20 protein-coding genes and 1 tRNA gene are annotated in these 21,715 nt (G+C 70.5%); 12 read left to right on the top strand and 9 right to left on the bottom strand.

Features of this window, described 5'->3' with window-relative positions:
- Window positions 1-3: 3 nt before the first annotated feature.
- Entirely contained in the window at window positions 4-780 is a 777-nt protein-coding gene (locus H4Q84_RS18230; protein ID WP_248580492.1) for a glycosyltransferase family 2 protein, read from the bottom strand.
- Window positions 777-1,982 (bottom strand): nucleotide sugar dehydrogenase, encoded by a 1,206-nt coding sequence (locus H4Q84_RS18235; protein ID WP_248580493.1) that lies wholly within the window; start codon window positions 1,980-1,982, stop codon window positions 777-779. The genes H4Q84_RS18230 and H4Q84_RS18235 overlap by 4 nt, the downstream gene beginning before the upstream one ends.
- Window positions 1,983-2,065: 83 nt before the next feature.
- On the opposite strand from H4Q84_RS18235, the gene H4Q84_RS18240 reads away from it, so the two are divergent.
- Window positions 2,066-3,157 carry a DNA polymerase domain-containing protein gene (locus H4Q84_RS18240; RefSeq protein WP_248580494.1) on the top strand — a complete coding sequence of 364 codons (1,092 nt, stop codon included), beginning with the start codon at window positions 2,066-2,068 and terminating at the stop codon, window positions 3,155-3,157.
- Window positions 3,158-3,459: 302 nt separating this feature from the next.
- On the opposite strand, the gene H4Q84_RS18245 is transcribed toward H4Q84_RS18240, so the two are convergent.
- Window positions 3,460-3,642, bottom strand: coding sequence for a hypothetical protein (locus tag H4Q84_RS18245; RefSeq protein ID WP_248580495.1), 183 nt, complete (start codon window positions 3,640-3,642; stop codon window positions 3,460-3,462).
- A 211-nt stretch (window positions 3,643-3,853) separates the two neighbouring features.
- On the opposite strand from H4Q84_RS18245, the gene H4Q84_RS18250 reads away from it, so the two are divergent.
- Both H4Q84_RS18250 and H4Q84_RS18255 read left to right on the top strand, forming a co-directional pair.
- Window positions 3,854-4,411, top strand: a complete 558-nt coding sequence (locus H4Q84_RS18250) for a DUF664 domain-containing protein (protein WP_248583682.1) — start codon at window positions 3,854-3,856, stop codon at window positions 4,409-4,411.
- Between the two features lie 10 nt (window positions 4,412-4,421).
- Window positions 4,422-5,471 carry a hypothetical protein gene (locus H4Q84_RS18255; RefSeq protein ID WP_248580496.1) on the top strand — a complete coding sequence of 350 codons (1,050 nt, stop codon included), beginning with the start codon at window positions 4,422-4,424 and terminating at the stop codon, window positions 5,469-5,471.
- Here the strand turns inward: H4Q84_RS18255 and H4Q84_RS18260 are convergent.
- Window positions 5,458-6,081 (bottom strand): TetR/AcrR family transcriptional regulator, encoded by a 624-nt coding sequence (locus H4Q84_RS18260; RefSeq protein WP_248580497.1) that lies wholly within the window; start codon window positions 6,079-6,081, stop codon window positions 5,458-5,460. The genes H4Q84_RS18255 and H4Q84_RS18260 overlap by 14 nt on opposite strands.
- 109 nt (window positions 6,082-6,190) lie before the next feature.
- Here H4Q84_RS18260 and H4Q84_RS18265 point away from each other — a divergent pair, with 109 nt between their 5' ends.
- Both H4Q84_RS18265 and H4Q84_RS18270 read left to right on the top strand, forming a co-directional pair.
- Window positions 6,191-7,624: an MFS transporter gene (locus H4Q84_RS18265; protein WP_248580498.1), complete on the top strand. Its 1,434-nt coding sequence runs from the start codon at window positions 6,191-6,193 to the stop codon at window positions 7,622-7,624.
- A 14-nt stretch (window positions 7,625-7,638) separates the two neighbouring features.
- Window positions 7,639-8,016: a VOC family protein gene (locus H4Q84_RS18270; protein ID WP_248580499.1), complete on the top strand. Its 378-nt coding sequence runs from the start codon at window positions 7,639-7,641 to the stop codon at window positions 8,014-8,016.
- On the opposite strand, the gene H4Q84_RS18275 is transcribed toward H4Q84_RS18270, so the two are convergent.
- Genes H4Q84_RS18275 through H4Q84_RS18290 form a run of 4 tightly spaced genes read right to left on the bottom strand, consistent with a single transcriptional unit; the run spans window position 8,013 to window position 12,529 of the window.
- Window positions 8,013-10,679 (bottom strand): stealth conserved region 3 domain-containing protein, encoded by a 2,667-nt coding sequence (locus tag H4Q84_RS18275; RefSeq protein ID WP_248580500.1) that lies wholly within the window; start codon window positions 10,677-10,679, stop codon window positions 8,013-8,015. The two genes, H4Q84_RS18270 and H4Q84_RS18275, sit on opposite strands and share 4 nt — an antisense overlap.
- A gap of 10 nt (window positions 10,680-10,689) precedes the next feature.
- Window positions 10,690-11,226 (bottom strand): hypothetical protein, encoded by a 537-nt coding sequence (locus H4Q84_RS18280; protein ID WP_248580501.1) that lies wholly within the window; start codon window positions 11,224-11,226, stop codon window positions 10,690-10,692.
- A gap of 51 nt (window positions 11,227-11,277) precedes the next feature.
- The gene (locus H4Q84_RS18285; protein WP_248580502.1) at window positions 11,278-11,427 is read right to left on the bottom strand and encodes a hypothetical protein; all 150 of its coding nucleotides are present in this window, start codon (window positions 11,425-11,427) and stop codon (window positions 11,278-11,280) included.
- A 1-nt stretch (window position 11,428) separates the two neighbouring features.
- Complete coding sequence (locus H4Q84_RS18290; protein ID WP_248580503.1) at window positions 11,429-12,529, bottom strand: ATP-dependent DNA ligase; 1,101 nt, start codon at window positions 12,527-12,529, stop codon at window positions 11,429-11,431.
- 51 nt (window positions 12,530-12,580) lie between these two features.
- On the opposite strand from H4Q84_RS18290, the gene H4Q84_RS18295 reads away from it, so the two are divergent.
- From H4Q84_RS18295 to H4Q84_RS18310, 4 genes are all read left to right on the top strand, one after another.
- Complete coding sequence (locus H4Q84_RS18295) at window positions 12,581-13,696, top strand: glutamate--cysteine ligase (protein WP_248580504.1); 1,116 nt, start codon at window positions 12,581-12,583, stop codon at window positions 13,694-13,696.
- A 258-nt stretch (window positions 13,697-13,954) separates the two neighbouring features.
- Window positions 13,955-14,033: transfer RNA gene (locus tag H4Q84_RS18300), tRNA-Gln, on the top strand.
- Between the two features lie 48 nt (window positions 14,034-14,081).
- Window positions 14,082-15,560, top strand: a complete 1,479-nt coding sequence (glmU, locus tag H4Q84_RS18305) for a bifunctional UDP-N-acetylglucosamine diphosphorylase/glucosamine-1-phosphate N-acetyltransferase GlmU (RefSeq protein ID WP_248580505.1) — start codon at window positions 14,082-14,084, stop codon at window positions 15,558-15,560.
- 44 nt (window positions 15,561-15,604) lie between these two features.
- Complete coding sequence (locus tag H4Q84_RS18310; protein ID WP_248580506.1) at window positions 15,605-16,576, top strand: ribose-phosphate diphosphokinase; 972 nt, start codon at window positions 15,605-15,607, stop codon at window positions 16,574-16,576.
- 87 nt (window positions 16,577-16,663) lie between these two features.
- On the opposite strand, the gene pepN is transcribed toward H4Q84_RS18310, so the two are convergent.
- Window positions 16,664-19,084, bottom strand: coding sequence for an aminopeptidase N (pepN, locus tag H4Q84_RS18315; RefSeq protein ID WP_248580507.1), 2,421 nt, complete (start codon window positions 19,082-19,084; stop codon window positions 16,664-16,666).
- A 75-nt stretch (window positions 19,085-19,159) separates the two neighbouring features.
- On the opposite strand from pepN, the gene H4Q84_RS18320 reads away from it, so the two are divergent.
- The 3 genes from H4Q84_RS18320 to H4Q84_RS18330 are packed head-to-tail and all read left to right on the top strand — an operon-like array spanning window position 19,160 to window position 21,694.
- Entirely contained in the window at window positions 19,160-20,143 is a 984-nt protein-coding gene (locus tag H4Q84_RS18320; protein ID WP_248580508.1) for an ABC transporter ATP-binding protein, read from the top strand.
- On the top strand, window positions 20,140-20,913 hold the full coding sequence (locus H4Q84_RS18325; protein ID WP_248580509.1) for an ABC transporter permease: 774 nt from the start codon (window positions 20,140-20,142) through the stop codon (window positions 20,911-20,913). The genes H4Q84_RS18320 and H4Q84_RS18325 overlap by 4 nt, the downstream gene beginning before the upstream one ends.
- A 46-nt stretch (window positions 20,914-20,959) precedes the next feature.
- Entirely contained in the window at window positions 20,960-21,694 is a 735-nt protein-coding gene (locus H4Q84_RS18330; RefSeq protein ID WP_248580510.1) for an ABC transporter permease, read from the top strand.
- Window positions 21,695-21,715 lie beyond the last annotated feature (21 nt).

A 21,715-nucleotide genomic window follows, 5' to 3' on the forward strand; every position in this document is an offset into this window, starting at 1 on the left:
TTCCTAACGGCTGTTCTGGGCGGCGATCCGGGCCGCCTGGACACGGAGCTGGTCGATGGTGAGCTCGGGACCGAAGGCGAAGCGGTACCACCGCAGATACCTCGGGATCCACGCCTTCATGTCGAAACGGGAGTCGCCGACGGTGCGGTCGAGCCAGATGGTGGAGATCTCGGCGACCGGGCGGCGCAGCCGGCGCGCCTTCGCCGTCAGCTCGAGACCGATCTCGAACCCGCTGCGAGAGTCGATGCCGACCTCGCGCACGAACTCGGTGGAGTAGGCCTTGAAGCTGTTGGTGGCGTCGCGGGTGCCGACCCGGCCGAGCATGCCGAGCGACGTGCCGGCGCTGCGCGCGACGAACGCCTTGAGGAACGGGCCGCCGACCTGCTGGCCGCCGGCCGAGTAGCGCGACGCTGCCGCGACCACCACGCCCCGCTCGACCAGCCGTGCGAGCGCGTCGATCTGGCGGGGGTCGTCGCTGCCGTCGGCCATGGTGACCACGACGACGTGCGAGTTGGCCTGGTCGATGCCGAAGCGGATGGCATTGGCCGGACCCCGGCCATAGGTGTTGACGAGGGTCGTGAGGCGCGGCTCGCCGGCGGCGTACTCGGCAAGCACCGGCACGGTGGTGTCGGTCTCGAAGTCGACGACCACGAGCACTTCACACGGCGTCTCGACTGACTCGAAGATCCGGTCGAGCACCGGGAGGACGCCGTCGCCCTCGTTGTAGGCAGGGATGACGACGGAGACACGGGGGCCTGTCTTCTTCTGGGCGGGGTTCATACGACGCTGCCCTGCCCGAGGAAGTTCCAGACGTCGGCGACGGGCTTGGCGGTCTCGAGGTCGGCGTACGCGCGGTGCGGGGCGGCCAGGATCAGCAGGTCGGCGCGCTCGAGTACGTCGTCGAGCGGCAGCAGCGAGGTGTCGACCGTGACGAAGGGGTCGGTGCACAGCACCTCGCCTGCGCGGAACTCGAGGATGCGCTTGAGCTTGTAGGACAGGCTCGACCGGATGTCGTCGCTCTCGCCCTTGAACGCCATCCCGAGGATGCCGACGGTCATGTTGGAGAGGTCGTGGGTCTTCTCGAGGTGGGTGACCAGGTAGAGCGGCAGCCCTTCGTTGACCAGCATCGCGGCGTGGCCAAGGACGAACGAGTTGTCGGTGAACGCGGCCAGCTGCATCGTGTCCTTGAACAGGCACGGTCCGGCTGCGAAGCCGGCGCCCGGCATGTCGGCTGCGCGCGGGTAGTCGTGCGCCAGCGCCTTGCGGATCTTGTCGAAGTCGAGCCCGTGGTCGTTGGCCATCACGTAGAACTGGTTGGCCGCGGCGAACTTGATGTAGCGCCAGGTGTTGGTGAACAGCTTGGCGAGCTCGGCCTCCTCGGTCTCCAGCTCGACGATGCTCTCGGTGAGCGTGCCGAACAGCTCGCCGGCACGCAGCTTCACCTCAGCGGTGCGCCCGGAGACGATCTGGGGGAGCGTGAAGAGTTCCTCCATCGCCTTGCCCTCGGCGATGCGCTCGGGGCAGAACGCGACGTCGATCGCGAGGCCGGCCTTGGCGAGGAGCCGCTCGACGCCGGCCGTGACGCCGGGGAAGACGGTGCTGCGCAGCACCAGGAGCTGGCCGTCGCGGAAGTGCTGCTGGATCTCGGCGATCGCGGAGGTGACCGCGCGCGGGTCGGGGTTGAGGTGCTCGTCGACAGGGGTGCCGATCACGACGACGACGACGTCGGCGCCGGAGATGATCGACGGGTCGGTGCTGACCGTCAGCCGGCCGGCGGCCTGGGCGCGCTCGAGGACCTCGGTCGCGCCGTTCTCGACGAACGGCAGCTCGCCGCTCTCGACCAGCTTGACCGCAGCCTCGTTGACGTCGTAGATGCCGACCCGCTTGCCGCGGTCGGCGAACGCGATGGCCAGCGGCAGCCCGACGTGGCCACAGCCGCCCACCACCACGAGGTCGAAGGTGGTGTCGGTCTGGTCGGTCATGGGTTCCCCCGGATCATTGGCGTCACGAACGTCTCGAGCGTTCGGGCACGGCGATGCTATCGGCTGGCGATAGGTTGACCGACATGGCCAAGCCCGCTGCTGCCGAGGTCGTCGTACCCGGTCCTGACGGTGACCGCGCTGTGCGCGTCTCGAGCCCCGACCGGGTGATCTACGAGGCGACGGAGTCCACGCCCGAGGTCACCAAGCTGATGGTCGCGCAGTTCTTCGCCGACGTCGGCGACGGACTGATGCGCGCGCTGCGTGACCGTCCGACGGCTCTGGAGCGCTGGACGTCGGGGGTGCGGCCGGGCATGAAGCTGGCCACCGGACCCCAGGACAAGGGCGCCGACGCGTTCTATCAGAAGCGCGTGCCCAAGGGGGCTCCCGACTATCTGGAGACCGCGACGATCACCTTCCCGTCGGGCCGCACCGCCGACGAGATCTGCCCGACCGAGATCGCCGTACCGGTGTGGTGCGCGCACATGGGCACGCTCACCTTCCATCCCTGGCCCGTACGCCGCGCCGATGTCGACCGCCCCGACGAGCTGCGCATCGACCTCGACCCCCAGCCCGGTACGACGTTCGCCGATGTCGTGCGCGTCGCCGGCGTGGCGCGCGAGCTGCTCGACGACCTCGGAATGGTCGGCTTCGCCAAGACCAGTGGCAACCGCGGCATCCACATCTTCGTGCGCATCCGGCCCGACTGGGAGTTCACCGACGTGCGGCATGCGGCGATCGCGTTCGGCCGCGAGCTCGAGAAGCGCGACGACGGCGTCACCACCGCCTGGTGGAAGGAGGAGCGGGGTGAGCGGATCTTCGTCGACTTCAACCAGAACTCGCGTGACCGCACCATTGCCTCGGCGTACTCACTGCGGCCGATCCCCGGCTCCCCGGTCTCGACCCCGATGACCTGGGACGAGATCGCGACGGTCACCGACCCGCGCGACCACAACCTCTTCACCGTGCCGTCCCGGATGGTCGACGGCGACCCGTGGGCTGCCATCGACGACGTCCACAACGACCTCACGCCCCTGCTGGACCTGTGGTCGGAGCATCCCGTCGAGCTCAACTACCCGCCCGACTACCCCAAGATGCCCGGCGAGCCGCCGCGGGTGCAGCCGAGCAAGAAGGTGGCCGCGCACTGGGATGACGCGGGGAACCGGGTCGGGGACTGACGTTCTCCACAGGGTGTGCCTCGTCGGAGGCTGACCGTCCCCGCTTGGAGACACGCTGGACGCATGTCCCTCGACGACCTGACGCTCGCTCGGCTGATCGCCGAGCAGGGTGGCGTGGTCGCGTGGCAGCAGCGCGCGAGGGCTGCGGTGCTGTTCTACTGGCCGGCCGCGGTGGCGGGTGACGCTGCGCTGTGTGCGCATGGCGTTCGCGTTGCCTTCCCGCCGGTCATCAGGGTCGCAGTCGACGGAGGCAGGAGCGTTCGGTCGCTGCCCGGGGTGCGGGTCGAGCGGGTGGTCGCTTCTCACAGCGTGCGCAGATGCGCCTCAGCCCGCCGCGTATCCGCCTCGAGGAGGCAGTCCTCCATTTCCGCGATGTCGAGTACGTCGTCACTCGCACCATCGTCGAGCTCGACGGACGGCTCGGACACGAGGGCTCCGATCGCTGGGCAGACCTCGATCGTGACCTCGACGCGGCACTGGCCCACAGACTGACGCTCCGGGTCGGGTGGGGACAGGTGCTCGACCCGTGCCGCCTCGCCGCGACTGTGAGCCGGATCTTGGTCGCACGCGGCTGGAGGGGTCGGCCGCGAGCCTGCCGCGACGGCTGTCCGGTGGACGACGTCGTGCACTTGCCGGCACCTGGTGCCGGAGATCCCACGGAGTCGTGGGCGGAAGAGGATGGCTAGCGTGGCCGCCATGACCGAGGACCAGCGCGTGTCCCGCAACACCGGCGAGCCGGCCAAGCGCGGGCCGGTGGGCAGTGCCCGGTGGGCGGCGTACCTGGACTGGATGCGAACAGACGTCGTCGACGGGGTGCTGGCGCTGACACCGGAGCAGCAGCGCACGAGCCGAGTGCCGAGCGGATGGACCCCGATCGAGCTGTTGAGCCACGTGCTGCACATGGAGCAGCGGTGGTTCGTGTGGGGGTTCCTGGGCGAGCCGGTCGAGGAGCCGTGGGGCGACTGGAACACCGTCGAGCCGTGGATCGCCGACGACTCCGACGAGACACGGCCGGCCGCGCGCTGGCTCGTGACCGACGGCGTGACGGCCGAGGCGCTGGCCGAGCGGTTGCGCGCGGTCGGGCGTCGTACGACGGAGGTGCTGGCCGCGCATCCGCTGGACGCGGTCGCGGCCGCGGGAGGGCGGTTCGACAGTGACCCGCCGACCCTGGAGTGGATCTGCTTCCACGTGCTGGCGGAGTACGCCCGCCACGCGGGCCATCTCGACATCGTGGCCGAACTCACCGACCGGTAGCCTCTCGCTCGTGCCAGAACGCGTGAAGCTCGTCATCGTCACCGGCTCGGGACGCAGCGGCACCAGCAGCGTGGCCGGCACCCTCAAGCGGCTGGGCCTGCACATCCCGCAGCCCGAGGTGGAGGCCGACGAGGCCAACCCCCGGGGCTACTACGAGCCGCTGTGGGTCACGGAGTTCCACAAGGACGTGCTCAACCCGGTGCCCGTGCGCACCATCGACACCCGCCCCGACGCCGGCGCGATCGCGGGCGAGGCCGGGTCCGCGCCGGAGGTCGAGGCGCGGCTGCGCGAGTGGCTGTCGGGCCAGCTCGACGAGCCGCAGATCCTGGTCAAGGACCCGCGCGCGTTCTGGATCCTGCCGGTCTGGGCGAAGGTCGCGGGCGAGCTCGGCGCCGACGTGTCGACGCTGACGATGCTGCGCCACCCGACCGAGGTCGTGCGGTCGCGCGACACGGCGTACCTCACCGAGCAGGAGCCCGCCTTCCGCCGCCAGCGCGAGACGGCCAACATCGCCGCCTGGGTCAACGCGGCCTTCCAGACCGAGCTCGCCACGCGCGGCATGCCACGGGCGTTCGTGCGCTACCCCGACCTGATCGAGGACTGGCGGGCCGCCATGACTCGCGCCGGCGAGCAGCTGGGCATCACCTACGACGCCGACCTGTCGTCGCCGGATCACCACGATGTCGACGACTTCATCGACGTGAAGCTCAACCGCTCGCGCATCACGTGGGACGACCTGGCCGTGCCGGCCGTGCTCCGCGACCTGGCCGACCGCACCTGGGACGCCATGAACGCGCTGGTCGACGACCCGCAGGACGCCGCGGCGGTGGCTGCACTCGAGCAGATGCAGGGCGAGTACGCCGAGCTGTTCGACTGGTCGGCCGCCATCGCCATGGACTCGACGACCGCCAAGGTGGCCGAGGGCAAGCGCACCGTGCGCAGGCGCAAGGACGCCGAGCTGGCAGGGGTACGACGCGAGCTGCACGCGCTGCGCGACGAGAACGCCAAGCTGCGCACATCCCTCACCAACCGGGTGGCCAGGCGGCTCAGGCGTCGCTGACGCGGAGCTCCTTGCGGGTGAGGCCGGGTGCGCCGAGGGTGTCGTCGGAGGCGTGCTGGATGCCGAGCAGGAGCAGGTCGAGCTGCCGGCGCGCCAGACGGAGGTCCACCTCGGTCGGGAGGGTGCCCGGCAGTGGACGGGACAGCCGCACCAGCATCGGCCCGATGTCCCCGAAGTCGATGTCGTGGGGGAGCGTGCCGTCCTGGTGAGCGGTGTCGATGATCGTCTCGAGGACCGCCGCGCCTGCCTCGCGTGCGGCGGTGAGCTCCGCGTCGGCTGGATCGAGCCGGTCGAGCACCATCGGGATCAGCGCCGACACCCGTAGCTCGAGCGCCCCGCGCAGGTACGCCGCCAGTGCGTCGTACCCCTGCTCGTGCTCGTCGAGCGCCCGCTCGGCCACTTCGCGGGCGCGGGTGAGCGCGTCGAGGACGACCGCCCTGAGCAGCCCCTCGCGGTCGGTGAAGCGGCGGTAGAGCGTGCCGATGCCGACGCCGGCTTCTTTGGCGATCACGTCCAGCGGCACGTTCGGCCCGTGTGCGAGCACGACCTCACGAGCGGCCTCCAGGACCTGCTGGTGGTTGCGGCGGGCGTCGGCGCGGAGGGTCGGCATGGTGAGAGCATACACAGATACGGAGGAAAATCCTCCGTATCTCTTGACGCGGCCGGGCCGGTCGTGGTTCCTTAAATGGAGACACATCCTCCGGTTAAGGAAACCCGTCATGAACCTGAAGACCCACTCACAAACGCCAGCGCAGCCCGCCACCGACAACCGGTGGGCGGCCCTGGTCGTGATCGCCATCGCCCAGCTCATGGTGGCGCTCGACGCCACCGTCGTGAACATCGCACCGCCGACGGCCCAACAGGCACTCGGCTTCTCCGACGGCGACCGCGCCTGGGTCGTCACCGCTTACACCTCCGCGGTCGCCGGCCTGCTGATCCTCGGCGGCCGGATCGCCGACCGGGTCGGCCGGCGTCGTGCCTTCCTCGTCGGCCTGGTCGGCTTCGCCGCCTCCTCGGCACTCGCCGGCGCGGCCCCGAGCCTCGGCGTACTCCTCACCGGTCGGGCCTTGCAGGGCGTGTTCGCGGCCGTGCTCGCGCCGACCGCCCTGTCCCTCATCGCCGTGACCTTCACCGACGGGAAGGAGCGCGCCAAGGCGTTCGGGGTGTACGGCGCCGTGGCGTCGTCCGGCGCTGCGGTCGGCCTGCTCCTCGGCGGCGTGCTCGCGGAGTACGCCGGCTGGCGCTGGTGCCTCTACGTCAACGTCGCGATCGCGCTGGTCGCATTCGTGATCGGGCGGCGGGTCCTCCCGCACGGTGACGGCTACGCCGAGACTCGTATCGACGTGGTCTCCGGCCTGCTTGCCTCGGCCGGCCTGGCGGCGATCGTCTACGGCTGCGCGCAGGCGGCCACCGGCGGCTGGGTCTCCGGAGACGTGCTCCTGCCGGCGGCGGTCGGCCTCGTCGGCGTCGGTCTGTTCCTCGTGCGTCAGCAGCGGAGCGCCCAGCCGCTGCTTCCGCTGTGGGTGCTCGCCGACGGCCCGCGGATCGGGGCCTATCTGTCGGTCGCCACGGCGGTCGTGGGCTCGTTCGGGATGTTCTTGATGCTGACCTACCACTTCCAGGCGGTGCTGGGCTGGAGCCCGGTGCGCAGCGGCGTCGCCTTCCTGCCGCTGTCCGTCGCGGTCGCGGCGGGTTCGTTCGGGCTCGGTGCCCGGCTGATGCCGAAAGTCGCGCCACGCATCCTCATGGTGCCCGGGCTGCTGATCGCCGCGACAGGCCTGTTCCTGCTCGCGGGGCTGACCCAGGACAGCGGCTACCTGACCCGGATCATGCCGGCCGAGATCCTGCTGGGCGTCGGGATGGGCTGTGTGTTCACGCCCGCCATCGGCGTCGCCACCAGTGGCATCGACATGCGCTTTGCCGGGGTGGCCGCGGCCACGGCGAACACCTTCATGCAGGTGGGCGGGTCCATCGGGACGGCCGCCCTGAACAGCGTGGCCGTCTCGGCGACCGCCGCCGCCGGTGTCGGAGCTGCCGCGCTGGTGCACGGATTCGCGGTCGCGACCACGTGCGCCGCCGCACTCCTCGTGGCAGCGGCGGTCGTCGCCGCTGTCCTGGTCCGGACACCACGTCCGGAGCAGAATCAGCACTGAAAGGACTGATCGAGATGAGCGTCAAGCTGAACCACACCATCGTCCACGTCAGTGACAAGCACGCGTCCGCACGGTTCCTGGTCGAGATCCTGGGCCTGCCCGAGCCGACGACGTACGGCCCGTTCGTGGTCGTCCAGGTCGACAACGAGGTCGCGCTCGACTACGCCGACGACCATGCGGCGCCGCACTCCCAGCACTATGCGTTCCTGGTCGACGACGCGTCGTTCGACGAGATCAAGGCACGGATCATCGAGCGCGGGCTGACCTACTGGGCCGACCCGTTCCACCGGAAGGAGAGCCAGGAGAACTCAGAGGACGGCGGTCGCGGGCTCTACTGGAACGACCCGGACGGCCACCACCTCGAGATCCTCACCGTGCCGTACGGCGGCTAGCGGCCGGGCGTCTCCCAGGGCGCAGCAACAGGGAAGTACGCCGCGAGGAACTCCGCCAGCAGGGCGTCGACCTCGTCTGCGTCGACCGCGAAGTCGTGGTGGTCACCGACGCAGAAGAAGTCGTTGTCGCGGGCGCGCAGCTGCCGGAGCTGGCGGGCGATCCGGGCATTCGAGAGATCCACGAACGCGTGCGCCGCCTCGCCGCGGAACGCCGTACCGGTGATCAGGCCGTAGTGCTGGGCGAACGACGACAGCAGCGACACGTCACCCGCTGAGCGGAAGGGCGCGCGGGCGGTGGCGTCGACGGCCTCGCCGAACCGCGACTCGATCTCGCGCAGCACCGAGACCCGCTGCGGGTGGGGAGAGTGGGCCATCACGTGGGTGATCGCGACGCCGAACGCGTCGTGCAGCAGGCGCCGGTTGTTGAGCGCTGCCTGGAGGAACGGCTTGGCGTCAGGCCCGGGGTCGCCGATGAGTCCGTCACCGACGAACGCCGCGACGTCACCGCCGGGGGAGAAGAACAACTCGGGGCGCAGCGGCCGGCCGAGGAACACGTCGTCGTTGAGGTAGACGAAGTGCTCGGCCAGGTCGGGCACCCGGTGCAGTGCGGTCTCGATGGCCTGCGAGTTGAACGTGGGCAGCGCGTCTGCGGGCAGGATGTCGCGGTGGTCGACCACGCGGACCTGCGGGTGGTCTGCGAGCCACGCCGGCCGCTGGCCCGCGGTGACGAGGTGGATCGTGCGCACCCACGGTGCGAAGAGGTGCACGCTGCGCATCGAGTGGCGGAGCTCGTCGCGGCTGCGGAACCGCGCCTGTCCGCTGGCCTCACGACGTTGCTCGTCGCCGCCGACGTCGGCCAGCCGCTGCTCGCGTGCGGAGTTCCACGCGTCGTCGTCGCCGTCGACCCACGTGTAGACGACGTCGACCGGGAAGCGGCACTCGTCGACGCTCAGCCCACTCACCAGCGTGTACGACGGCACTTCGCGCCCGAGGACCGACACCGTCGTGTCGGGCGACCCCACCCGGGACACGAACCCGTTGGGGCGGGGTGCGACCAGGTCGCCGTCACCGGCACGGTCCCAGAACTCGATCTCGACACCGCAGTGCTCGCCCAGGTGCGAGCGCCTGCCGCCGTCGCCGCGCGGCCACGGCTCGAGCACCAGCCGCGGCGTCATCGCGCGGCGCTGGAGGTCGACCATCGTCGCGACGGGGAGACGGCGCTCTGGCCAGCCCCGGTCACCGGGGTCGCGCAGGGAAAGGTGCTCAGGCGCAGACAGGGCACCGAGGAAGGCAGTGCGCTGCGACGTCGGCACGACCACGGTCGGCGCGAAGCCGGCATGGGCGGGGATGACGAACCAGCCCGGGCCGGCAGCGATGGCTGCGTCGGTGGCCACCTCGAAGGCCTCGGCCCGCGCGTCCTCCGGCGTCACCAGCGGGGCCACGCCGACGCGTTCGCGGGTGTGCGGGCGGTCCCAACGGGGTGGGCGCTCCCCCGAGGTGTGGCGGGCAACGGCTCCCGCGTAGATGGGTTCCCAGCGGGCGGCGATGACGTCGGCGTCGTACTGCCGGGAGGCCTCGAACGCGCCCTCACCGAGTCGCCGCAGCAGCGCTTCGTCGCCGGTGATCCGGGAGAGAGCCGCGGTGAGCCCGGCCTTCGCGCCGGCTGCGACGAGCAGTCCGCTGACGTCGTGCTCGACCAGCTCGCGCGGGCCTGACGGGCAGTCGTAGGTCACCACCGGCACGCCCGCAGACATCGCCTCCTGGGCCACCAGCGGGAAGCCCTCGGTGCGCGACGTCAGCGCGCAGACCGACGCGGCGGCCCACTCCGCGGCCATGTCCGAGACCGGGCCGGGCAGCTCGACCCGGTCGGCGAGGCCGGCCTTGGCGACGTGCGCCTCGAGCTCGCCGCGCAGCGGGCCCTCGCCGAGGATGCGCAGCCGCCAGCCGGGCCGGCCCTCCGCGATCTCGCCGAACGCCCGCACCAGATGGATGAACTGCTTCTCCGCGACGATCCGCCCGGCCGCCACGATCAGCTTCGAGTCGAGCGCCGAGCGCGGCTGCGGCGTCTCCGGCAGTGGATTGGGTACGACGACCACCTCGGGCGCGACCGGACCCAGCTCGTCGGCCAGCCAGGTCGCCGACGCCTCGGTCAGCAGGGCGACGACGTCAGCCCGCGGGGCGAACGCCAGCAGCGGCTCCAGCCCGCCCACCCGGTCGGCCGACGAGCGGTGCTCCTGGTGCACCAGCGCGACGTCGTTGGGCGCGAGCTGCACCACCGCCGCGAGCAGCGCGGGCGTGACCGTGACCAGCACGTCGGCTTCGAGGCCCGGCAGGTAGGCCGCCATCGCGTCATCGGTGTCGGCGTCGAACTGGCCGTCCCACCGGGCCGGGATCAGCACCGACGGCGCCGGCCTGCGGTCTCGGCGTCGTACGTCGAGCAGGTAGTCGACGGTCACGGCCGGGTCGATCGGGTAGTGCGGAGCATCGGTGGAACGGGTGATGCTTACCAGGCGCACGTCGTGGCGGGCCGACAGCGCGTTGGCCTGCGTGATGGCGGAACGCGACGTGCCGCCCATGCCGTCGAGGTTGAAGACGCAGAACGCGACGCGCAGGCGGTCGCTGCGACCGGATCGGACGAGTCGCAACCGTGGGGCGATCTTCACAGCCCCATCTTCACAGGCCGGAGACGCCCTCGCAGCCGCCCGCCTGCTCGTCGAAGTTCTCGTGCTCGAGCAGGTGCAGCACCGGCACGCCTATCTTGCGGCGAGCCCGGGAGGTCCAGTCGACGTGGAAGAACTCGGCCACGATGTGCGGGCGCGTCAAGATGATGGCCTCGCGGCCGTCGACCTCGGCGACCTTCTTGGCCAGTGCCTCGATCGGCGACTCGGTGACGACTGCGCCGCTGACCGTGGCGCCCGATGCCGAGAGCGACGCGATCGTCGTCTTGAGATCGGCGTCGGCACGGTCCTTGCAGTCCTGGCGGACGGCGTCGAGGTCGACGTCGTTCATCGCCATCGCGGGAGATGCCATCACCTCACCGGCGGCCAGCGACCCCATGGCTGCTTCCACGCGGGCCGAGGCGTCCTCCAGCGGCAGCAGCACGTGGTAGGTCACCGGCTGGTCCAGCCCCTCGTGCAGCGAGTGGACCTGTGCCCCGTCAGCGGGGGAGAGAGCCTGCTCGACGAGCAGTACGACGTCATAGTCCTGCATGGCGATCCTCCGAACGACTCGGCGACTGGGTCGTCCCGATCCTATCGCCGGTCACGTCACCGTGCAGTCGCCGCCGTCCCCACCGCCGATCATGGCCAGGAGCAGGCCACCGCTGAGGACCATCAGGCCCGCAACGGCCTGCGAGGCGAGCTTCGCCCGGTGCACTGCGCTGCTGAGCTGGAACTCGTCGACCGTCCCCACGTCAGCCGCCGAGGACAGTGGCGAGGTTGTAGGAGACGGGCTCCTCGAGCTGCTCATAGCCGCACGACTCCGGGTCGCGATCGGGCCGCCAGCGCTTGAACTGCGCCGTGTGCCGGAAGCGTCGGCCCTCCATATGGTCGTACTTCACCTCGAGCACCCGCTCGGGCCGCAACGGCGTGAAGGAGAGGTCCTTGCCGGCACTCCAGCGGCTCTGCGTGCCGGGCGCCCGGTCGGGGTTCGCGATGGCCCATTCGGACCACTCTCCCCAGGGGTGGTCGGCCAGATCGCACACGAGCGCCTGCAGCTCCTCGATCAGCTCGGCGCGGCGGGTGGCGGTGAAGCTGGCGCTGACGCCGACGTGCTGGAGCTTGCCACTTCCGTCGGTGGAGTCGTACAGGCCCAACAACAAGCTCCCGAGCAGCGGGTGCTCCGGCGTCGACGTCTTGTGCTCGCGGTAGCCCGCGACGACGACGTCGGCGGTGCGCTCGTGCTTGATCTTGAGCATGGTCCGGACGTTCTCCGCGTACGGCGCGGCGAGGGGCTTCGCGATCACGCCATCGAGCCCGGCGCCCTCGAACTCGGTGAACCACTGCTCGGCCTCGGCCGGATCGGTGGTCGTGCGGGTCAGGTAGCACGGGCCGGCCAGTCCAGCCAGCGCCGACTCCATGGCCGCTCGACGGTCGGCGAACGGCCGGTCGACGTACGACTCGTCTCCGAGTGCCAGCAGGTCGAACGCGACGAAACCGGCCGGCGTCTTCTCCGCGAGCATGTCGACTCGGGACTTCGCCGGGTGGATGCGCTCCTGGAGCGTCTCGAACTCGAGGCGGTCACCCCCCTCCGGTGTGCTCAGCGCGACGAACAGCTCGCCGTCGAGCACGCAGCGCTCGGGCAGCTGTTGCTTGACGGCCGCCACGACCTCGGGGAAGTAGCGCGTCAGCGGCTTGGTGTTGCGGCTGGTCAGCTCGACCTCGTCACCGTCGCGGAAGACCAGGCAGCGGAAGCCGTCCCACTTCGGCTCGAAGCTGTAGCCGTCGTCCTTCGGGACGGCCTTGACCGGCTTGGCGAGCATCGGCTGGACGGGCGGCATGACGGGCAGGTCCATGCCCCGACGGTAGACCAGCGGGCAGCCGCCCGACTCTGCGACGATCACCGGGTGGCCATCGACTTCGCGCACTCGGAGCGCGACACCCTCGGGGTCGAGTGGGAGTTCGCGCTCGTCGACCGCACGACACGCGACCTCGTCAACGCGGCCGGCCAGGTCTTCGAGGTCTACCGCAACAGGTACGGCGACAACCCGAGACTGCACAAGGAGCTGCTCCGCAACTCCGTCGAGCTGACCAGCGGAGTCTGCCGCACGACCGACGAGGCGATCGCCGACCTGCGCGGCCTCGTCGACCAGGTGCGGCCGGTGGCGCACGAGGTCGGCGCCGACCTCTACTGCGCCGGCACCCATCCCTTCGCTGAGTGGTCTCAACAACAGCTGACGCCCGGTCACCGCTACGAGGAGCTCATGTCGCGCACCCAGTGGTGGGGACGGCAGATGCTGATCTGGGGCGTGCACGTGCACGTCGGGGTGCGCCGCGAGCACGCGGTGCCGATCGTCTCGGCGCTGCTCAACCAGTACCCCCACCTGCTCGCGCTATCGGCCTCATCACCGGCCTGGGCCGGCCACGACACCGGCTACGCCAGCAACCGGGCGATGATGTTCCAGCAGCTGCCGACGGCCGGGCTGCCGTTCCAGTTCGACGCGTGGGCGGAGTTCGAGGCTTACGCCGGCGACCTGCTCACCACCGGCGTCATCGAGGACGTCACCGAGATCCGCTGGGACGTCCGGCCCGCTCCGCACCTCGGCACGGTCGAGGTCCGCATCAGCGACGGCGTCTCGACGTACGACGAGATGCGGGCGCTGGTCGCGCTGACCCACTGCCTCGTGGCCGACCTCGGTGACCGGCTCGACGCCGGCGAGTCCCTGCCCACGATGCCGCCGTGGCACGTGCAGGAGAACAAGTGGCGGGCGGCGCGCTACGGGCTGGACGCGTGGATCATCCTCGACTCCGACTCCCGCGAGCGGCTGCTCCTCGACGACCTCGCCGACCTGCTGGAGCGGCTCGCCCCGGTGGCCCGCCGGCTCGGCTGCGCCGACGACCTGGCCCTGGTAGAGGAGATCCCGCGCCGCGGCGCGTCGTACCAGCGGCAGCGTCGGGTGGCCGGGGCAAGCGGTGGCGACTGGGTGGCGGTGGTGGACTCGGTGGTGAATGAGCTGTCGTGACACCCGGTCAGCCGGGTGTCACGTCGCTGTGAGTGCGTTGCAACGACGCCACAGCGAGAAGAACGTACACAAAGCTCCCGATCAGCAGCCTCCACGAGGCGGGCCCTACCCTTGGGTGACTCATTCCCCGGTTGGTCTGCCGGGCAGTTGGCTTGTCCCGCCGAGGCGGGCCCTACCCTTGGGTGACTCATTCCCCGGTTGGTCTGCCGGGCAGTTGGCTTGTCCCGCCGAGGCGGGCCCTACCCTTGGGTGACTCATTCCCCGGTTGGTCTGCCGGCAGGGCCCGCCTGACTTTGAATCAGGATTAGCGACGTAGGTTCGACTCCTACCCGGGGAGCAAGATGCGCAGTGAACACGTGCACGACCCACGGGAGAAGGCAGGAGCATGGACAACCTCACGGTGATCGTCCTGGCCGCGGGTGGTGGCACCCGGATGAAGTCGAAGACGATGAAGGTGCTGCATCCGGTCGGCGGGCGCTCGATGATCGGCCACGTGCTGGCCGCGGTCAGCGCGATGGAGCCGCAGCGGATCGTCGCGGTGGTGGGCACCCAGCGTGAGCAGGTCGGCCCGCACATCCGGGCCCTCGTGCCCGACGTGCTGCTCGCCGTGCAGGAGAAGCAGGAAGGTACGGCGCACGCCGTCCGGGTCGCGATGGAGGTGGCCGGCCCCACGCACGGCACCGTGATCGTGGCCGCCGGCGACACCCCGCTGCTCGAGGGCGAGAGCCTGCGGGCGTTCGCGGCCGAGCATGAAGCGGCCCAGCGGGCGGTCAGCATCTTGACCGGACTGGTCGCCGACCCCTTCGGCTACGGCCGCATCGTGCGCACCTCCGAGGGCGACGTCGAGGCGATCGTCGAGGAGAAGGACGCCAGCGACGAGCAGCGGCTGATCCGCGAGATCAACTCCGGCATCTTGGCCTTCGACGTGGAGTTCCTGCTCGAGGCGCTGCCGCAGATCGGCAACGACAACGCCAAGGGCGAGTTCTACCTCACCGACGCCGTGCAGATCGCCCGCGAGGCCGGCCTCACCGTCGGCGCACACACCATCTCCGACGTGATGCAGACGCAAGGAGCGAACGACCGGGTCCAGCTGGCCGAGCTCGGCCGCGAGCTCAACCGCCGCATCGTCACGCGCTGGATGCGCGACGGCGTGACGGTCATGGACCCCGCCACCACCTGGATCGACGCCGACGTCGTGCTCGGCCAGGACGCCACGATCCTGCCCGGCACCCAGCTGCTCGGCGCCACGGTCGTCGGCGAGGACGCCGTCGTCGGGCCCGACACGACGCTCAAGGACTGCGAGATCGGCGCGGGAGCCCGCGTCGTACGCACTCATGCCGAACTGGCCGTGATCGGTGACGGGGCCACCGTCGGCCCGTTCTCGTTCCTGCGTCCGGGCACCAACCTCGGCATCGGCGGCAAGATCGGCGGGTTCGTCGAGACCAAGAACGCCATCATCGGCGACGGCGCGAAGGTGCCACATCTCTCCTACGTCGGAGACGCCGAGATCGGTGAGGGCACCAACATCGGGGCCGGCACGATCTTCGCCAACTACGACGGCGTCGAGAAGCACCGCACCACCGTAGGGAGGCACGCGCGCACCGGATCCAACAACACGTTCGTGGCCCCGGTCTCGATCGGCGACGGCGCCGGCACGGCCGGGGGCACCGTCGTACGACGCGACGTACCCCCCGGCGCGCTGGCCGTGAGCAGCGGCCCGCAGCGCAACATCGAGGCGTGGGCACAGTCCAAGCGGCCGGGCACAGCGCAGGCCGAGGCGGCGTCACGCTCAGGACGTCCCGCGGATGAACAACAGGTGGACCCCGGGGTTGGGGCCGGCGCCTCCGGTGAGACAGAATCTTGACCGGCACTCCACCCCCGATCGAGGAGCCACCCAGAGTGAGCGGAATGAAGCGGACCACCGAGAAGAACCTGATGGTCTTCAGTGGCCGGGCCCACCCCGAGCTCTCCGCGGAGGTCTCCACCCTGCTGGGCAGCGGGCTCGTGCCGCAGTCGGCCTACGAGTTCGCCAACTCTGAGATCTACATCCGCTACGAGGAGTCGGTGCGCGGCTGCGACGCCTTCGTGATCCAGAGCCACACCGCTCCGATCAACGAGTGGATCATGGAGCACCTGATCATGGTCGACGCGCTCAAGCGGGCGTCCGCCAAGCGCATCACGGTCGTCATGCCGTTCTACGGCTACGCCCGCCAGGACAAGAAGCACCGCGGCCGCGAGCCGATCTCGGCCCGGCTGATGGCCGACCTCTTCAAGACCGCCGGCGCCGACCGGCTGATCACCGTCGACCTGCACGCCGACCAGATCCAGGGCTTCTTCGACGGCCCCGTCGACCACCTGATGGCGCTGCCGATCCTGGCCGACTACGTGCGCGAGAAGTACGGCGACCAGCGCCTCGCGATCGTCTCCCCGGACGCCGGCCGGATCAAGGTGGCCGAGCGCTGGTCGGCCCGCCTGGGTGGCGCGCCGCTGGCCTTCATCCACAAGACGCGTCGCACCGACCGGCCCAACGAGACCGTCGCCAACCGCGTCGTCGGTGACGTCAGTGGCCGGATGTGCGTGCTCGTCGACGACATGATCGACACCGGCGGCACGATCGTGAAGGCCGCCGAGGCGCTGATGAACGACGGCGCCGCGGGCGTGATCATCGCCGCGACGCACGCCATCTTGTCCGACCCGGCCGTCGACCGGCTCAAGAACAGCTCGGCCGCCGAGATCATCGTGACCAACACGCTGCCGATCACCGACGACCGCAAGTTCGACAAGCTGACCTGCCTGTCTATCGCGCCACTGCTCGCGCGCGCCATCCGTGAGGTCTTCGAGGACGGGTCGGTCACGAGCATGTTCGACGGGCACGCCTGAGCCCCGATACACCTGGGTCTCGATACACCTCGCAAGGCACTCGACCACCGAAGGGTGTGGCGAGGCACTCGACCACCGAAGGCAGCTTCAGCGCAGTTTCAGGGCCACGTCCAGGTCGTCGACGCGGTCGCTCCAGGTGCGGGCCAGCACGGTGGTGACGCCCTCGTCGACGCGGGCGGCCAGGGCGTCACGCAGTCCCTGCAGGTCTTCGGTGGCCAGCGGGAGGAACGGGAAGCTGTTGCCCACGACCAGGCTGTAGGCCTGGCCACGGCGCTCTGCGACGGCGGGGGCCTCGGCGGCGTACCTCGCGAGGTACGGCGCGACGAGCTCGGCCTGGCCGGCCGTCCAGAAGCCGGCTGACGTGGCGGTGAACTCGCGGTTCGACGGGTCGCCGTCGTACATCTCGCCCCACGCGGCGGCCTTGGCATCGGCGGTCGGGATCGCCGCGCGGGCGGCCCGTGCGCCGAGCTCGCCGGAGGCGGACGGGTCGTCCGCGAGCTCGGTGTCGATGAGCGCGGGGTCGGCGCCGAGAGCGATCAGGCGGCGTACGACGAGCCAGCGCACGTCCCGGTCGAGCTCGCGTCCGTCGACCTGACCAGAAGACAGCCACTCGCGCAGCAGGTCGGTGTCGGACGTCGTGTTGGTCAGTCCGCGGGCCGCCGACACGGCGAGCGACGGCTCGGGGGATCCGGCCAGCGCCAGCGTGCAGGCAGCTGAGACGACCTCTTCGGCCTCGGCCAGCCGGTCGGGCGAGAGCAGCGGAGTGAGCACGGCGTCCTGGGTCAACAAGAGGGCGCCCTCGAACACCATCGGGTGCCGCTCGGTCGACAGGTGCCGGGCCACCAGGCCGAACAAGTCGTCGATCGACAGGGTGCCGGCACGCGTCGCCGCGATCGCGGCCCACCAGATGACCGCCCGCGTCAGCGGCTGCTCGATCGAGGAGAGGTGTGCCTGCACGAACGCCCACGTCTGCTCGTCGAGGTCGAGCGCGGCGAACGTCTCGTCGCCGGCGTTGGGCAGCACCGCGCAGCCGGCATACTCGGGCAGCTCGACCGGAGCCTCGGCCAGGTCGACCAGCCGGCTGCCGACGTGCGTGCCTGTGGCGTCGTACGCCGCGACGGTGAAGCGGTGCGGCCGGGACCCGTCGCGGTGCAGCACCGGTACGTCGCCGTCGCGGGTGACGCGGATCGTGTCGTGGCCCGTGCTGCGCAGCCACTGCTCGGCCCAGGTGCGGACGTCGCGGTCGGAGACCTCGTCCAGCGCGTCGAGGAAGTCGGCGAGCGTCGCGTTGGCGAACGCGTGCGCCGTGAGGTAGGCGTTGGCGCCGGCCAGGAACGTCTCCTCGCCGAGCCACGTGACGAGCTGGCGGAGGGTGGCGCTGCCCTTGGCGTAGGTGATGTGGTCGAAGTTGCCGAACGCGGTGTCCACGTCGACCATCGCCTCGGCGTCCTCCGCGATCGGGTGCGTCGAGCGCCGCGCGTCGGCGCGGTAGCCGGTGGTCTTGCGGCGCAGCGCGACGGAGGTCCACGCGTCCTCCTCGCCGACGGCGTGCGACGCCACCTGGTAGCCCATGTAGTCGGCGAACGACTCGTTGAGCCACGAGTCCTCCCACCACACGAACGTCGCCAGGTCGCCGAACCACATGTGCGCCATCTCGTGCGCGATGACGCTGGCCCGGGCGACGCGCTGCATAGGGGTGGGCTCGCCGCGGAACAGCATCTCGTCGCGGAACGTCACGGCACCCGGCGTTTCGAGGGCTCCCCAGTTGTGCTCGGGCACCATCAGCTGGTCGTAGGAGTCGAACGCGTACGGCGGCTTGAACACGTCGGTGTAGTAGGAGAAGCACGCCTCGGTGATCCTGCGCAGCTCGGCGGCGTCGCGCTCGAGGAGCGGGGCCAGCGAGCGTCGCGCGTGCCAGCCGAACGGCAGCCCGGCGTACTCCCAGGTGTAGGAGTGCCACGGGCCGGCGCAGACCACGAAGAGGTAAGTCGAGACGGCCGGCGTCGTGGCGAACGACCACGTGGAGCCGTCCTGCGAAGCGACGCCGTTGCCGATGACCGTCCAGCCCTCGGGCGCGACGGCTGTGAGCGACAAGGGCGCCTTGATGTCGGGTTGGTCGAAGCAGGCGAAGACGTGGTGGGCCATGTCCATGCCGAGGTACGCCGACACGTAGGTCTCGCCGTCGGCAGGGTCGGTGAACGTGTGCATGCCGTCGCCGTTGGTCACGTAGGGCAGCCGGGCGCTGATGGTGACCTCGTGGTCGCCAGCGGCAAGCCCCGTGAGGGCGACCCGGTTTCCGCTGTGCTCCCACGCATCGGCGCCGCTCACCGCGACAGCGCTCGCGTCGAACAGCTCGAGGAAGGTGCTCGCGCCCTCCTCGGTGACCGTGAAACGCACCGTCGTCGTCGACCCGAAGGTGTCGCGGTCGGTGAGGTCCAGCGCGATGTCGTAGGCGACGTCGGTGACGACGGCGGCGCGGGCACGGGCTTCGTTCAGCGTGAGAGACATTGCCAGCAGGCTAGCGGTCGCCTCTGCCCGATAATCGGGTGCCGGCGCCGGACCGCGCCGAGATAGCCTCCCGAGGTGACTCTCGCCGTGGAAGCCCGTGACCTCAGCCGGACCTTCCGCACCCACACCGGCGTGGTCCGGCGTACCCGCAAGGACGTCGAGGCGGTCAAGGGCGTCAGCTTCGACATCGCCCCCGGCGAGCTCTTCGGCCTGCTCGGCCCGAACGGCGCCGGCAAGACCACCACCATCAAGATGCTCATCACCTTGCTGCTCCCGACCGGCGGCAGTGCGAGGGTGCTGGGCCATGACGTGGTGGACGACGTCCGCGAGGTTCGCCGCCGCATCGGCTACGTCTTCGGCGGCGACCGCGGACTCTACGAGCGGCTCTCCGGCTACGACAACCTGCGCTACTTCTCCGAGCTGTACGGCGTCGCGCCGCGCGAGCAGAAGGCCCGCATCGGCGAGCTCCTCGAGCTGGTCGGGCTGACCGGTCGCGAGGGCGAGCGCGTCGAGGGCTACTCGCGCGGCATGCGGCAGCGCCTCCACATCGCGCGGGGCCTGCTGCACGACCCGGAGGTGCTGTTCCTCGACGAGCCGTCGATCGGCATCGACCCGGTCGGCGCCCGCGAGCTGCGCGGCACCATCGCCACGTTGTCCGGGCAGGGCAAGACGGTCCTGCTCACCACGCACTACATGTTCGAGGCCGACGAGCTCTGCGACCGGATCGCGGTCATCCGCAAGGGCGAGATCGTCGCCGAGGGCACACCCGCCCAGCTGAAGGAACGCGTCAGCGGCGGCCGGGTCCTGGAGGTCGAGACCTACGGCCTGCCCGAGGACCGGACCGCCGCCGTCGGCGCGCTGCCCGGGGTCGTGTCCGCCACGGTCGAGGAGCGCGGCCAGGTGCAGTTGCTGGTGGTCAAGGTCGACCCCGGCGCGGAGGTCACCCACGAGGTCCTCGGCCGGCTCGGCGACGTACGCGTGGGCCGGGTGAGCCACCGCGAGCCCACCCTCGAGGACGCGTACGTCGAGCTCGTCAACGCCGCCCCGGTCGCCGGATGACGGCCCGGCTGCGACAGCTCTGGATCTGCTACTGGCTGCAGTTCAAGGTGATGGCGATCTCGCCGTTCGAGGGGTTCCTGAGTATCAGCTTCCCGCTGATGTTCGCCACGTCGGCGCTGCTCGTCTACCGCGTCGAGAACGACCCGACGGCCATGGTCTACGCCGGTCTGGGCGCCGCTGTGATGGGCATCTGGACGGCGATGATGGTGCCCGCGTGCACCCTGCTGTCGCGCGAACGCTGGGCCGGCACCCTCGAGCTGGTGGTGGCCGCGCCGACGCCGTTCTCGATGGTGCTGCTGCCCAGCACGCTGGCGAGTGCGACGCTCGGCCTCTACAGCGTGGTCGCCACGATGCTGTGGGGGTGGCTGGTGTTCGGGATCGAGCTGACGATCGCCAGCTGGCCGCTGTTCGTGCTCAGCCTGATGATGGCCTGCGTCACGATCGCCATGCTCGGCTTCCTGCTCTCGGTCACCGCGATCCGCTACCGCACGAGCTGGGCGCTTGGCGCCGCCCTGGAGTACCCGGGCTGGCTGCTGTGCGGGTTCCTCATCCCGCTGGGCCTGCTGCCCGGAGTGCTCCAGCCGCTCTCGTGGGTGCTCGCGCCCACCTGGGCGATGGCGGCCATCCGCGAGTCGGCCGCCGGTGGGAGCCCGTGGGGAGACCTGGCCGTCTGCCTCGCTCTCGGCACCGCGTACGCCGCGCTGGCGGCGTACCTCAGCACCCGACTCGTCGACTCGGCCCGCAAGCACGCGACGTTGGCGCTGACGTGACCAGCCTGCGGATCTTCTTCATCGGCGGCTGATCAGCTACCGCGCGATGTTCAACTGGCTCAACCCGTGGATCCTGGTGCCGACCTTGCTCGTCTCGCCGATCAGCCAGGTACTGCTGTTCGCCTACATCGGTCGCAGCGCCGGGGTCGGCAACGACGAGTTCTACCTGATCGGCAACGCGCTCAACTACGCCGCCATCCCGTGCCTGTTCGCAATGGGCGCGACGATCGGCGGCGAGCGCTACTCGCAGACCCTCGGCATCATCCTGACCACGCCGGCCCGCCGGATCCCGCTGTTCCTCGGCCGGTCGCTGCCCGCGATCGTGAACGGCTGGGGCGTCGCGATGTTCGGCCTGCTCTTCGGCGGACTGCTCCTCGGCGTCACGATCCCGTGGTCGGCCTGGCCGGCGATCGCGCTCGTGACGGCGGTGACCTCGGCGTCGTGCACCGGGCTGGGCCTGGTGATATGCGCGATCTCGCTGCGCGTGCGGGAGAGCGCCACGCTGGGCAACGTCCTCTTCCTCGTGCTCCTGGTGTTCTGCGGAGTCAACGTCTCGTTGGACGAGCTGTCGGGCTGGATGGCCGCCGTCGGCAACGTGCTGCCGCTGACCCACGGCATCCAGGCCGCACGCGAGGTCGCGGCCGGTGGCTCGCTGGGGGACGTCTCCGGTCTGGTGCTGCGCGAGCTGGGGGTGGGGGCCGTGTTCGTGGTGGTCGGCCTGTCGATGCTGTCGGCCCTGGAGCGGCTGAGCAGGTCGCGGGCCACGCTCGACCTCATCTGAAACCCGGTTGCCCGCGCCGCA

The sequence above is a fragment of the Nocardioides sp. InS609-2 genome (genome assembly GCF_023208195.1).
GTDB lineage: Bacteria > Actinomycetota > Actinomycetes > Propionibacteriales > Nocardioidaceae > Nocardioides.